Origin of the sequence: Ruegeria denitrificans, assembly GCF_001458295.1 — a bacterium.
Classification (GTDB): domain Bacteria; phylum Pseudomonadota; class Alphaproteobacteria; order Rhodobacterales; family Rhodobacteraceae; genus Ruegeria; species Ruegeria denitrificans.
In genome coordinates this window covers 40,755-54,243 of record NZ_CYUD01000012.1, presented here as the reverse complement: position 1 = coordinate 54,243, position 13,489 = coordinate 40,755, and the positions used below count along the sequence as shown (strand labels likewise).

At 58.9% G+C, this 13,489-nt stretch carries 8 protein-coding genes; 5 read left to right on the top strand and 3 right to left on the bottom strand.

The window, feature by feature from the left end; genetic code table 11:
• Positions 1-10 precede the first annotated feature (10 nt).
• Positions 11-436 (bottom strand): ester cyclase, encoded by a 426-nt coding sequence (locus RUE5091_RS17310; protein ID WP_058283203.1) that lies wholly within the window; start codon positions 434-436, stop codon positions 11-13.
• Positions 437-673: 237 nt separating this feature from the next.
• Between RUE5091_RS17310 and RUE5091_RS17305 the strand changes: the two genes are divergently transcribed.
• From RUE5091_RS17305 to RUE5091_RS17285, 5 genes are all read left to right on the top strand, one after another.
• Positions 674-1,555, top strand: coding sequence for a LysR family transcriptional regulator (locus tag RUE5091_RS17305; protein ID WP_058283202.1), 882 nt, complete (start codon positions 674-676; stop codon positions 1,553-1,555).
• An 85-nt stretch (positions 1,556-1,640) separates the two neighbouring features.
• Positions 1,641-3,344, top strand: coding sequence for an NAD(P)H-dependent oxidoreductase subunit E (locus RUE5091_RS17300; protein WP_058283201.1), 1,704 nt, complete (start codon positions 1,641-1,643; stop codon positions 3,342-3,344).
• Between the two features lie 13 nt (positions 3,345-3,357).
• Positions 3,358-6,141, top strand: coding sequence for a formate dehydrogenase subunit alpha (gene fdhF, locus RUE5091_RS17295; protein WP_058283200.1), 2,784 nt, complete (start codon positions 3,358-3,360; stop codon positions 6,139-6,141).
• A 111-nt stretch (positions 6,142-6,252) separates the two neighbouring features.
• A complete protein-coding gene (locus tag RUE5091_RS17290) occupies positions 6,253-7,041 on the top strand; it encodes a cyclase family protein (protein WP_058283199.1) in 789 nt (262 codons plus the stop codon).
• Complete coding sequence (locus RUE5091_RS17285) at positions 7,034-7,549, top strand: thioesterase family protein (protein ID WP_058283198.1); 516 nt, start codon at positions 7,034-7,036, stop codon at positions 7,547-7,549. The genes RUE5091_RS17290 and RUE5091_RS17285 overlap by 8 nt, the downstream gene beginning before the upstream one ends.
• Here the strand turns inward: RUE5091_RS17285 and RUE5091_RS17280 are convergent.
• Both RUE5091_RS17280 and RUE5091_RS17275 read right to left on the bottom strand, forming a co-directional pair.
• Entirely contained in the window at positions 7,543-11,625 is a 4,083-nt protein-coding gene (locus RUE5091_RS17280) for a translocation/assembly module TamB domain-containing protein (RefSeq protein WP_243470812.1), read from the bottom strand. The genes RUE5091_RS17285 and RUE5091_RS17280 overlap by 7 nt on opposite strands.
• On the bottom strand, positions 11,622-13,427 hold the full coding sequence (locus RUE5091_RS17275; protein WP_058283197.1) for an autotransporter assembly complex protein TamA: 1,806 nt from the start codon (positions 13,425-13,427) through the stop codon (positions 11,622-11,624). The genes RUE5091_RS17280 and RUE5091_RS17275 overlap by 4 nt, the downstream gene beginning before the upstream one ends.
• Positions 13,428-13,489 lie beyond the last annotated feature (62 nt).

Sequence of the window (13,489 nt, the reverse complement as noted above, 5' to 3'; positions counted from 1 at the left end):
GGGGTTAGTTTCAGGGTTCCAGTTCCTGCCGTAAGGTAAAATAGTCCCAAACAACCCAGCTTTCCGCAATCTTTCCATCGGCGATCCGGTCGATCTGAACGCCGGTCCAATTTACGGGCCGGTTAGAGGCGGGTACACCAAGGTACGACCCTTTCTGGGTTCCGAAAAAGCGCCAATGGGTGGACACGCGGTCGCCTTCGGCGATCTGCCCAAAAATCTCGACCTTCAAATCGGGAAAGGCTTTGTGGTTTCCCTCGACAATATCAACCCAAGTTGCCAAATCGACGCTTCCGGTGCCACCAGTTGCCAAAGGTGCCTGATGGTTTTGATATCCGTCAGCGAAAATTGATTGGTCAATAGTGGAATCTGCGGCCCACATTTCCACGGCCTGTCGTGACAGATTTTTTGTTGCGGAGTTATCATTCTGTTGAGCCATCGCGTTTCCTCCTGCCGCAATTGTCAGTAGTAGTGTTAATGTCAAAATACGCGCTGCCAAGCCGGTGAGTTGTCTGGTCATTGGCTTCCTCCGTCAGTCATGTCGACACCAATTCACGATAGCGCGCGTCTTGCTATAGGGGAAAGTGCCCTCTGCGGGTCGCCGGATCGCAACTAGTGCTTTCACCGGGCGGCAAACACGCTACTCTGCGCTTCTGATCTTAAGAAGAAAAACGGCATGATCGAAATCCGCGACCTGCAACTGCTCAGCGCTTTGGCGCGGCACCGTCATTTTGCCAAAGCGGCCGAGGAATGCGGGATATCGCAGCCTGCATTCTCCATGCGTATCCGCAACCTCGAAGATCGTTTGGGCGTCTCGATCGTCCGCCGGGCCAACCGGTTTCAAGGCCTGACCGAAGAGGGTGAGATGATCGTCCAGCGGGCACGGCGTATCCTTGATGACACCAAGGCGCTGGAACAGCAGGTGCTGGCCGCAAAGGGAGAGATTACTGGTACGCTGATCCTGGGCGTGATCCCTACTGCGATTGCTTTCACCGGGCGCCTGACCAAACGTTTGCGCGATGCGCACCCCCGCATTGTCACCCGGATTGAAACGATGTCGGCCACCGCTATTCAACACCGGCTGGATGAAGGCAGCCTCGATGCGGGCATCACCTATGGGGACAGCATCGGAACCGATTTGCGTCAGGTGCAGCCCTTATACGAAGAGACCTATGTTCTGCTGGTTCCGTCTCACATGATTGATCAAAGTGGTCCGATCCCTTGGGCGCGTGTGGCGGAGTTTCCGCTCAGCCTGCTTGAGCCTCAGATGCAGAACCGGCGCATTCTTGACCGTATTTTTGCCGAACAGGGCCTGCATCCGGATGTTGTTGCCGAAACCAGCGGTTTTACCGCCTCGATGGTCATGGCGCGCGAAGGGCTGGCTGCCACCGTTGTCCCCCGCGTTTTGGTGCGCGCGCTGGGTGACTTGGAGGACACGAAGGTTCTGCCGCTGGTCGATCCCGTAGTCAGCAAGCCAATTTGTCTGGCGACCCTGACCCGCGATCCAGAATTGCCCACAGTCGAAGCTTTACGAGCTGTGGTGACCTCTTTGCGGTGATAAGGTGTCGTTATCGTACGATTGCGATAAGCGATTTGACGATATGCTATTCTGATGAGAGACGGAACCTCAATCGGAGGGCATCATGGCACCATTAGATACCAAGCCATCAGGCGCACCAAAGGGCGTTTGGAAGTCAGGTAAAGGCAAAGGGCGGCACACGCCCAAAGGCCGTCAGTTCACGGATGAGGCGCAGGCTGAAATCACACGCCTGCTGGGCGACCGCCCACGCCGCCGCGATCTGTTGATCGAATTTCTGCATTTGATTCAGGATGAACATGGCCATATCAGCGCCGATCATATTGCTGCGCTGGCCGTGGAAATGCGGGTTGGGCAGGCCGAGATTTACGAAACGGCGACCTTCTATGCCCATTTCGATGTAGTGAAAGAGGATGAAGCACCTCCTCCGGCGCTGACCATCCGGGTTTGCGATTCCCTGTCCTGCGAAATGGCAGGGGCCCAGCAGTTGCAAAAGGCACTGGAAGACGGGGTGGATGCATCACAGGTTCGTGTCCTGCGCGCGCCCTGCATGGGGCGGTGCGATACCGCCCCCGTGCTTGAGATCGGCCACAACCACATTGACAATGCGACGCCGGAAAAGGTGCATGCCGCAATCGCGGCGGGCGATACTCATGCCCATCTGTCCGATTATGAAACCTTTGCCGCCTATGCCGAAAATGGCGGCTATGCCAAGCTGGCTGAGCTACGTGATGGTGGCGATTGGGAGAAGGTGCAGGAAGATGTCTTGGCCTCGGGCCTGCGTGGTCTGGGCGGCGCTGGCTTCCCCTCGGGCAAGAAATGGGGCTTTGTTCGCATGAACGACGGGCCGCGCTATCTGGCCGTGAACGGCGACGAAGGCGAACCCGGCACGTTCAAGGACCGCTACTATCTGGAAACTACGCCGCATGTCTTTCTTGAAGGCATGTTGATCGCCGCGTGGGCGGTCGAGGCGGAAACCTGCTTTATCTACATGCGTGACGAATACCCGGCGGTTCTGGAAATTCTGCGTCGTGAGATTGCGGCGATAGAAGAAGCCGGGATTGTCGAGCCGGGTTATATCGACCTGCGCCGGGGTGCGGGGGCCTATATCTGCGGTGAAGAATCCGCGATGATCGAGTCGATCGAGGGCAAAAAGGGCCTGCCGCGTCACCGTCCGCCGTTCGTGGCGCAGGTTGGCGTCTTTAACCGTCCGACCTTGGTCCACAACGTCGAGACGCTGTATTGGGTTTCGAAGATTTGCCGCGAGGGGCCGGAATGCCTGAACAGCACTGAAAAAAATGGCCGCACGGGTCTGCGCAGCTATTCGGTCTCGGGTCGGGTGGCGAAGCCGGGGGTTTATCTGTTGCCCGCCGGATCGACCATCCTGGATGTGATCGAGGCTGCCGGCGGTATGGCCGAGGGCCAGACCTTCAAGGCGTATCAGCCCGGTGGTCCTTCGTCGGGTCTGTTGCCGGCGTCGATGGACGATATCCCGCTGGATTTCGACACGCTGCAACCACATGGCACCTTCATCGGTTCGGCGGCCGTGGTGGTTCTGTCCGATCAGGACACCGCCCGCGATGCGGCCCTGAACATGCTGCGCTTCTTCGAGGATGAAAGCTGCGGCCAGTGTACGCCCTGCCGGGCGGGCTGTGAAAAGGCGGTCAAGCTGATGCAGGCCGACAAGTGGGATCAGGACCTGCTGGAGGACCTGTGTCAGGTCATGGGCGACGCGTCCATCTGCGGTCTGGGGCAGGCGGCTCCGAACCCAATCCGCCTGGTCATGAAACATTTCGCTGACGAAATCTGAGGGAGACAGAGCCATGCTTGATACAAGCCCAACCAAGACCGTCACCTTCAACCTGAACGGCGATGACGTCACCGTGCCCGAGGGCACCACGATCTGGGAAGCGGCTAACGGTCGTGGACTGGTAATTCCGCACCTTTGCCACAAACCGGCGCCGGGCTACAATCCCGACGGCAACTGCCGCGCATGTATGGTCGAGGTGGAAGGCGAGCGCACTCTGGTCGCCTCGTGCATCCGCCCCGCGTCGGAAGGTATGGTGGTCAAGACCGACACCGACCGCGCCGAAAAATCGCGTGCCATGGTGATGGAACTACTGGTCGCAGACCAACCTGAGCAACCGCATGACGTGTCCAGCCATTTCTGGGATATGGCCAAGCTGAACGATGTCAGCGATAGCCGTTTCCCGGCGAAGGAGGCCGAGAAAATCCCCCTGCTGGATGACAGCCACATTGCAATGCGCGTCAATCTGGACGCATGCATCAACTGCAACCTTTGCGTCCGCGCCTGCCGTGACGTGCAGGTGAATGACGTGATCGGGATGGCCGGTCGCGGACATACCGCGCAGGTGGTGTTTGACCAGAACGACCCGATGGGCGCGTCGAGCTGTGTTGCCTGTGGCGAATGCGTTCAGGCTTGCCCAACTGGCGCTTTGATGCCCGCCACAGTGCTGGACGATCAGCAACAGGGCGATAGCAAGGACTATGACAGCGAAACCGAAAGCGTCTGTCCGTTCTGCGGCGTGGGCTGCAAGGTCTCGTTGAAGGTCAAGGACGGCAAGGTGAAGTATGTCGAGGGCATCAACGGCCCGGCAAACGAAGGCCGTCTGTGTGTCAAAGGTCGCTTTGGTTTTGACTACATCCACCACCCTCACCGCCTGACCAAACCGCTGATCCGACGCGACGATGCCCCGGCGAAGGGGCTGAACGTCGACCCGGGAAATTTGGACACCCATTTCCGCGAAGCGACATGGGAAGAGGCGATGGATCTGGCCGCCACGAGGCTGATGGCACTGCGCGAAGATGATCCGCGTAACGTTGCAGGTTTCGGCTCTGCCAAATGCACCAACGAAGAAGCCTATCTGTTCCAGAAGTTCATCCGACAGGGGTTCAAGCACAACAACGTCGACCACTGTACACGTCTGTGTCACGCGTCGTCTGTGGCTGCCTTGATCGAGAACGTCGGTTCTGGTGCTGTGACCGCAACATTCAATGAGGTCGAGAACTCGGACGTCGTCATCATCATAGGGGCCAACCCGATTGAAAACCACCCGGTTGCGGCGACCTACTTCAAGCAGTTCACCAAGCGTGGTGGCAAGCTGATCGTAATGGACCCGCGCGGTGTTGGCATGCGCAAGTTCGCGACCGAGATGCTGCAATTCCGTCCGGGTGCGGATGTCTCGATGCTGAACGCGATCATGAACGTGATCGTCGAGGAAGAGCTGTATGACAGCCAATACATCCACACCTGGACCGAGAATTGGGCAGCTGAGAAGGAACATCTGAGCCAATTCACACCCGAGGCGATGGCCCCGATCTGTGGCATCGAGCCGGATCAGCTGCGCCGTGTGGCGCGGACCTTTGCGCAAGCCAAGGCCGGTCTGATTTTCTGGGGTATGGGCGTCAGCCAGCATATCCACGGCACGGATAACTCGCGCTGCCTGATCTCGCTAGCCCTGATGACCGGCAATGTCGGCAAACCGGGCGCAGGCCTACACCCGTTGCGCGGCCAGAACAACGTGCAGGGCGCGTCGGACGCGGGTCTGATCCCGATGTTCCTGCCGGATTATCAGTCGGTTATGGACGATGACATCCGCGCCAAGTTCAACAATGTCTGGAACTCCGAGGACTTCTCGAACGAGAAGGGCCTGACCGTGACCGAGATCATCGATCAGGCATATGCTGGCAACATCAAGGGCATGTACATTCAGGGTGAAAACCCGGCCATGTCCGACCCGGATGTGAACCACGCCCGTGCGGCATTGGCGAAACTGGATCTGATGATCGTGCAGGATATCTTCCTGACCGAAACGGCGAACTATGCTGACATCATCCTGCCGGCCTCGGCGCTATACGAGAAAAACGGCACCGTGTCGAACACCAACCGTCAGGTGCAGCGGGTGCGCCCCGCTGTGACGCCTCCGGGTGAGGCGCGCGAGGATTGGAAGATTACGGTGGAGCTGGCGCAGCGTATCGGTCTGAACTGGGATTACACGGATGTGTCTCAGGTCTTTGCCGAGATGAAGCTGACCATGGCATCGCTCGACAACATTACGTGGGAGCGTCTGGAAACCGAGACGATCACCTACCCATCGCTCAGCGAAACCGATCCGGGGCAGGCGATTGTGTTTGGCGATGGTTTCCCGCGTGCCGATGGCCGTGCGCGGTTTACCCCTGCCAGCGTCATCCCACCGGACGAAGCGCCGGATGACGAATACCCGATGATCGCCACCACAGGCCGTCAGCTGGAGCACTGGCACACCGGGTCCATGACCCGCCGCGCCAAGGTTCTGGATGCGGTAGAACCGGAAGCGAACTGTTCCTTGAACCCCCGAACGCTCAAGCTGATGGGGATCGAACCGGGCGAAATGATCCGTCTGACCACACGGCGTGGTTCGATCGAGATCATGGCGCGCGCGGACCGCGCCATTGCCGAGGACATGGTGTTCATCCCCTTCGCCTATGTCGAGGCGGCGGCGAACATCCTGACCAACTCGGCTATCGACCCGTTTGGCAAAATCCCCGAGTTCAAGTTCTCGGCAATCCGGGTCGAAAAAATCGAAGACGCTGTCGCGGCAGAATAACCCCATCGCACACGCAGCATGAAAGGCGGCCTATTTGGCCGCCTTTTTCTTTCCTTGACAGCACGTTACTTGCGGCCAACCCTGTCGTCATCATTGGTGCAGGAGTTTCACATGGCTCGCCGTTTCGTTGATCTTTCCGTTCCGTTGGAAACCGGGATCGTTTCGGACCCGCCGATCATGCTGCCCGAAATCGAATACATGACCCACGATCAGACCGCCGAACAGGTCATGTCCTTCTTTCCTGGCCTGAAAAAGGAAGACCTGCCTGGCGGCGAAGGCTGGGCCATCGAGCGGCTGCAGATCGCAACGCATAACGGCACCCATCTGGACGCGCCTTATCATCACCACTCGACCATGAATAATGGCGAAAGGGCGATCACCATCGATGAGGTACCCCTGGAATGGTGCATGAACCCCGGCGTCAAGCTGGACTTTCGCCATTTCGACGACGGTTACGTGGTATCCGCCGCCGATGTCGAGGCTGAGCTGAAACGGATTGGGCATAGCCTGCAGCCACTGGACATCGTGATCGTGAATACCTCGGCGGGTACGCAATACGGACAGCATGATTACCTGATGAAAGGCTGCGGAATGGGGCGCGAGGCGACGCTGTACTTAACCCAGCGCGGCGTGCGGGTCACCGGCACGGATGCCTGGAGCTGGGACGCGCCCTTTGCGCTGACGGAACAGGAATATGCTGAAACCCGCGACCCGTCGATCATCTGGGAAGGTCATCGGGCATCAATGGACATCGGGTATTGCCACATGGAAAAACTTACCAATCTGGAAAACCTGCCGCCCACTGGGTTCGAAATATCGTGTTTTCCGTTCAAGATCAAAGGTGCCTCGGCGGGATTTGTCCGCGCTGTCGCGATATTCGAGGAGGGCTTGGATGACTAACCCTCTCAGTGGCCATGACGGGTCTTATGATGCGCCGATTGAAATACGGGGGTTTTCAGTACCGCCGGAATGGATCGACTATAATGGCCACATGAATGTGGGGTATTATGGCGTGGCCTTTGATCGTGCGCTGGATCACCTGATGGATGACCATCTGGGGCTGGGCGAGGCGCAGGTCAGCGCATTGGGGCAGGGGCCTTACATCCTGCAATCGCACATGAATTTTCTACGCGAAATACATCAGGACGCACTGTTCTGGTTTCGCTTTCGCATGTTGGATTCCGATCAAAAACGAGGGCACTATTTTGCGCAGATGCTGACTGATGATGGCGAACTCTGTGCGACGCAAGAGGCGTTGTTCATGAATGTCAGTCACTCGACGGGGCGTTCAGCTCCTTACCCGGACTGGGCGGTCGCGCGATTGGCCCGGATGGTTCGGGATCACGCCAATCTGGACCCCGCACCGCAGGTTGGGCTCGCGATTGGTATCCGTCGGCGCGATCAATAATCCCGTTCGAAAAATACGCCAATACCGGTTTCACCACGCCCATCGACCGAGCCACGGACGGTGAAATTATCCGAAACATCAAGGTTCAGGTTCACCTCGGTGTCCCCTTCGGTGTTGACCGTGAAATCGGTGTAAAGATTGTCGCTCAAGTATGCTCCCGCCCCCAAACGGCCTGCGCCGCCTTCGGACGCGCCGATATCCACCGTGTCAACGCCAGTCGAGTCGCGAAGCCCCTTGGTTGCGTCCCCCCCGGCACCGCTGAGTTGCGCCAGTGACGCCGCCATCTGGGCGATAACAAAGGGCGAAATTTCCGAAAATCGATTGCCGAACAAAAGCATAGCCAGCGCCTCTTCCGCCGGGCGTTCAGGGTCGGAATAGACATCGACTTCGGGCGCATCCAGTGGGCCTGCAATCTCGATTGTCGCGGTGCCATCGGACGTGCTGGTGGACGAAGCGAATTCGATATACGGCTTCAGATCGCCTTGCAGTGTCACAATCCCTTTTGTCAGGGCCAGTCTGCGGCCCAGAATGTCAAAATTCCCCCGGATCAGTTCGATCTGGCCGGATGGGATAACTGCGGTGGTCGTGCCGCCGATATTCAGCCGCCCGCCCAGTTCGGCGTTTACACCCCGGCCACGCACGAATACCGCCTTGGGTGCCAGAAGGCTGACATCCAGCGCGATACGGGAGTCGCTTTTCTGGGCATCCTCCTGGACAACCAGTCGCGCGCGTTCACGCGTGAGGTAACCAGCCGCGTTTTCATTCACATGCCTGATCTCGGGGATCGGTGCGGCCCCAACGGCCCCGGCAGCGGCCGCGAGGTTAATATTGGTTTCCTCAAAGGTGATCTGCCCGGATATGGCACTGTTGCCTGCCAAAGCCCCGGTCAAGGCAATCTCGCCGTTCAGCGTCGTCTCGTACAACAGCTTGTCGGTGATCACGAGTTGATTGAGCCGCGTGACAATGTTCGCGTTCAGCGGCGGTGTCAGGTCCACCGGCCCCGAGATGGTAAAGGTCCCACCGGCCCGCATACCGCCATTCACCGAGATATTGGCGCGGCTCTGCGCCAGTTCGACCGAACCGCTGATGCCAGTGACAGTCTGCCCGATGGCAGGAATCGCCAGCGACGTCCCCGAGGTGGTGACGGAGCCACTAAGCGAACCAAGCTCGGGCTTCCCTTTAAGCCTTAGATTGTGGCGGGCGGTTCCCTCGATCTTGTTGGGTGAGATAAAGATGTTGGCGACACCCAGGTTGACGCCGCCCTGCGCCCGCAGATCGGCCTCGCCGCTGTTTTCATCGAAGGTGCCCGCGATTGTGCTGTTGATCTCGGCCGGGCCATTGGCAGATCCGTCGATGGTCCAGACGCCGTTGTCGCGCTTGGCATTGCCGGTTGCTGCCACGGTGCCAGGGAATTCGGGCGCGAAACGTTCGATCTTGTTCAATTTGGCGTCGAAGTCCAGATCGGCCGAACCATCGGTGTCTACTGTTCCGGTCAGGGCTGCATAAGAACTATCCGGCCCGTTCAACCGCACATCCCCTTCAAGTCCCGAATTAGTTGGGGCAACATTTCCGTCCAACGTCAGTGGGCCGGACATCGACGCAATGATGCGTGACAGATCGTCAAGCTGTGCTGAGAAGGTCAGACCTCCTGCCTCTCGATCCAGCTTGCCCGACGCGGTTGCAGAGAGGGCGGAACCCTTCAGGCTGAAAGTGCGGACCTCTATGCCTTCTTCGCCCTTGTCAGCATCAATGCTCAGGGTCGTGCGGCCCTGGATCAATTTGTCGACCAGTTCGATCCCAGTCTGAATGTCATCAGCGTCCACGTTGCCTTGAACGTCGAAGACTCGGTTCGCGAGATTTCCGTTGCCCTGCATATTCGCAGCGACCGATCCGGCCAGATCGCGTTTCGCCAGCCCCGAGAACAGCGACAAATCGGGAGCGTTCAAGCGGGCATTTCCGTCGACCGAAAGGTCTCCGCTGGGGTCATCCACTGTTGCGGCGACCTGCGCGGTCAGGGCGGTACCGTTGATCGTCGCTTCGCGGATTTCGATTCGATCTGAAGTATACGCACCGTCCCAGGTGATAGCGGTTTTGCCGGTGAGTAACGGATCAATGTCGGACATGCCGGTCTGGATGTCCTGCCCGGTTACGCTGGCGGTGCCGTCGAATTCCAATGTTTGTATGGTGCCTTTGCCGTCCACATCTGCCTGCAGGGCACCGCCGAGTTCACGCTTGGCCAAACCAGAAAAGACCGACAGGTCTGACGCATTCACACTGGCCTTGCCATCAATTGTCAGGTTGCCGTCCGATGTGGTGACTTCGCCACTGGCCTGCGCCTGCGCGGCCTCGCTGTTCAGGTCAAACTCGCGAATGGTGATGCCGTCGCTGCCCCGGCTGCCATCTACGGTGATGGTGGTTTCGCCTTTGATGACCGGGTCGATGTCGTCGCGTCCGGTGACCAGATTGTTGCCCTCAACCACCAGGTTGCCGTCAAAGCTGCGCTCCAGCGGTGAGCCTTTGCCCTCGACCCGCGCCGAGGCCTTCCCGCCCAGATCAAGCTGTGCCAGATCTGAGAACCGCGACAGGTCCGACGCCTCAAGCGTGGCTGACCCGTCAACCGTCAGACCGCTGTTCAGCCCGTCGATCAAAGCATCCAGCGCCAAGGTATAGTCGGTTCCCACCAGCTCGAATCCCGACAGGTCCAGGGATTTATTGCTGCCGTAATCGAACTGCCCGTCCAGCGTTATGCTTTCGCCCAGTGCCGTGTTCAGGGCCTGATCATTCAGGTCGATCCCGTCAACGATGGCCTGAAGGTCGCCCGTGACGCTGAATGCGGTGCCCTGTTCCAAAGTGCCTTGCGCCGTGATGCGGGCCGTGTCCAGTTTCGCCTGTGGCGATTGAAACGCATTCGCTGTCAGGCTCAAATCCCACAGGTTGCCGTTTTTCTGATCGAACAACGCGGAAATCTGCGCCGCTTCAATCGAGGTGTCGCCACCCTTGACCGGCAACACCACCGTTTTCCCGTCGGGTGGGGTGATCCGGCCTTGCAGCGCCGCCAGTTGCAATGTGCCGCCCTCGGCCAACTGCAACTCACCCTTCAAGTTTAGAGCCTGCGTGGTCAATTCCAAATCGGAGATGTCCAGCGCGCCCTGTGGTTTGGTTTGCCCTTCTACGTACAGGCGCGTTTTGGGGCCAAAGAACGGGTCCAGATCCTCGGTCACGAAAGGCGTCAGGTCACCGCCCAAATCGGCGGTAAAGGCGATCCCGTCCGCCGCGCCGGTTTCAGCAGCGCGCAGCTGAACCTGTCCTGTGACTTGCTGTTGGTTGTCACTACTCAGGGCGATATCGGCGGTGAAATCGGTGACCGGACCCGCACCTTTGACCGAAAAGCCAATCGGCGGGCTGTCAGGGATGTTTAGCGCCGTTGAGATCACCCCGCCTGCCGCCTCTTTCACCTGCAGATCCAGGTTGATCTCGCGCGAGGTGTTCTGGAACCCGGCGGTCAGCGTTACCTCATCCCCCGCACGGTCCAGGCGTGTGATATCCAGATTGGTGTCCAACGCGCCATCGGCCAACGACAGGTTTCCCGTCACCGACAGATCGGCGGCGACGCCGATCAAAGGCTTACCCAGTGACAGTTCATCTATCTTGATTTCACCGATCTCAATGGAAACGGGTAGTTCCGGCAGTTCGAACGGTTTGGTTTCGGCCGTCGGCGCTGGAGTGTCCTTGGTGGTCGTACCGGGCGCACGGGCGATGTCGATTTCCTGCGCGGTCAGGGCATTGACGGAAAACCGACCCCGGATCAGGGCCAGTCTGTTCCAATCCAGTTGGGCGTCCTTGATGGTCAGCCAAACGCCTTCGTCGTCCGATACGGTGATTTCTTCAATCGTGGCGCGGGCGCTCAGCGCGCCTTGCAACCCTTTGACGGTGACGTTCTGATCATCCCCTGACAAGGTGTCCTGCAGGAAACGCTCCAACATGCTGCCGCCGCCGTCATCCTCCTGCGCGAACAGGGGCGGCGCTGCCAGGATCAGTACCGTTGTCACAACCGGGTATGAATACTGCCGTATCAAAACGCTTGTCCGATCCCGATATAGAATTGCAGGCCGCTGCCCGTGTCACCCTGAACCGGCACCGCCAGATCAAGGCGCAGCGGGCCAAATCCACCCAGATCATACCTGAAACCAAGCCCGGCGCCGGAATGGAATTCCGCATCGGTGCCGATGAATGAGGACGTGTCCACGGTACCGAAATCATAAAACCCGACAAGGGATATCGTGTCGGTGATCTTGCCACGGACCTCACCCGACAGCCCAAGGAAAGATTTACCGCCCGCCACGCCGCCATTGACCGGAATGCCGAGGCTTTCGAAAGGTTGCCCGCGCACGGTTCCAGCCCCGCCCGAGAAGAACAGGAAATCCGGTGTCACATTGCTGGGTGAAGGTCCGATGATAGATCCTATCTGCGCGCGACCAGCCAGTACGAGCCGCCCGCCTGTGCCAAGGCTGGTATAGGCGCGCGTATCAGCGAATAGGCGAATGCCGGTGTCCGTACCGGAAAACCCAACGAAGGGCATGATCTGGGCATCCAGATAAAAGCCTCGTGTCGCGCTGACCTTGCTGTCTCGTTCGTCCCATTCCGACCGGGTTGGGATGATGAAATAGCGGAACTTGCGGCCACTGCCATAGGCGTCATCCGCATCCGACCACTGAAATCCGGCCGAGGCTTCGGCATATAGCCGGTCGGAGAAGGTACGCCTTGCACCGTATGCCAGCGATGCGATTGCGACGTTGTAATTGTCAGTGTTTCGGCGCTCTAACAGGGCGCTCCAGAAGGTGTTGTCGTCCGGGCCCAGCCGGTCGGGCTGATCCAGACGCAGACCGATGCGGCCGTCCAGATCCTCGCTGCCGCCGATGTTGCGCAGCGCGGCTTCGAACCGCAGCCGTTCCGCGCGGCGAAAGACGTTGCGATGGGTCCAGGTCGCGGTGACGTCCAACCCGGCGTTCGAGGCCAGCTCGACCCCGAAGGTCAGGCGTCGTCTGGGCATGTCTTCGAAGGTAGCGTCGAAATCCAGCGTGCCGTCGGGGTTTGGGGTTTCATGTTCTTCAATCGAAACGATGCTGAATGTGCCGGTACGGCGCAGCCGGGTGCCGACTTTCTGAATTTCCGCTGGCGAGTAGACCTCGCCCGAGGGAAAACCGGCGATCTTGTTGATTGAGTGGGGGCGTACATCTGTATCGCCTTTGATGAACATCTTGCCAAAGGTCAGGCGCGGCCCGGGGTCAAGGTCGATTTCAGCGTCCAGCTTTTTCTGCGCGTGGCGGGCGATGACAGTTTGATCTTCAAGCTGGGCCTTTGCATATCCGGCATCCCGCCACCCCTGCACACCGGCCGAGGCCGCCTGTTGAATGGCCCCGGTCGTCGCCAATTTGCCAGAGGCGAACTCCTCGGGCAGAGTGGTCTCGGGCGTTATCGGTTCGACGACGGCCGTACCAAAGGTAAAGGTCGGCCCGGTATTCACCGTAATCACCGCGCGAGTAATTGTGTTGGGCACAGTCAGCGAACTTATTTCAGCCGCTTCCTGACCATCCAATTTGATGCTGACGACAGGGCTGAAATACCCTTCATCATACAAAATCTGAACAATTGTGCGGTAATCCGACAGGGCGGCGGACAGGACCTCAAGCGGTGTGTCCAACCCGCGATTGTCAGCCGTTACGACCGAAGAGGTTTCTTCGATACGTTCAACTACGGACTTTGGCGCACCGGGCGCGGACAGGGTTATTTCCAGCGCGGCCAGAGACGAGGGCAGGGCGGCCGCAATCGCGCCAAGCAGACAGTATTTCACGAAGGCCTGTGGCCTGCTTCCCTGCATCGAATGGCTCCAACTGCCCCAAGTCGAAATCAATTTGGCCGTCTTGTTTAATACAACGGCTG

Excerpts from the sequence above, each read along its gene's own strand:
- RUE5091_RS17305 (WP_058283202.1), top strand. The coding sequence starts at position 674 with ATGATCGAAATCCGCGACCTGCAACTGCTCAGCGCTTTGGCGCGGCAC.
- RUE5091_RS17275 (WP_058283197.1), bottom strand. The coding sequence starts at position 13,427 with ATGCAGGGAAGCAGGCCACAGGCCTTCGTGAAATACTGTCTGCTTGGC.
- RUE5091_RS17290 (WP_058283199.1), top strand. The coding sequence starts at position 6,253 with ATGGCTCGCCGTTTCGTTGATCTTTCCGTTCCGTTGGAAACCGGGATC.
- RUE5091_RS17285 (WP_058283198.1), top strand. The coding sequence starts at position 7,034 with ATGACTAACCCTCTCAGTGGCCATGACGGGTCTTATGATGCGCCGATT.
- RUE5091_RS17300 (WP_058283201.1), top strand. The coding sequence starts at position 1,641 with ATGGCACCATTAGATACCAAGCCATCAGGCGCACCAAAGGGCGTTTGG.
- RUE5091_RS17310 (WP_058283203.1), bottom strand. The coding sequence starts at position 436 with ATGGCTCAACAGAATGATAACTCCGCAACAAAAAATCTGTCACGACAG.
- fdhF (WP_058283200.1), top strand. The coding sequence starts at position 3,358 with ATGCTTGATACAAGCCCAACCAAGACCGTCACCTTCAACCTGAACGGC.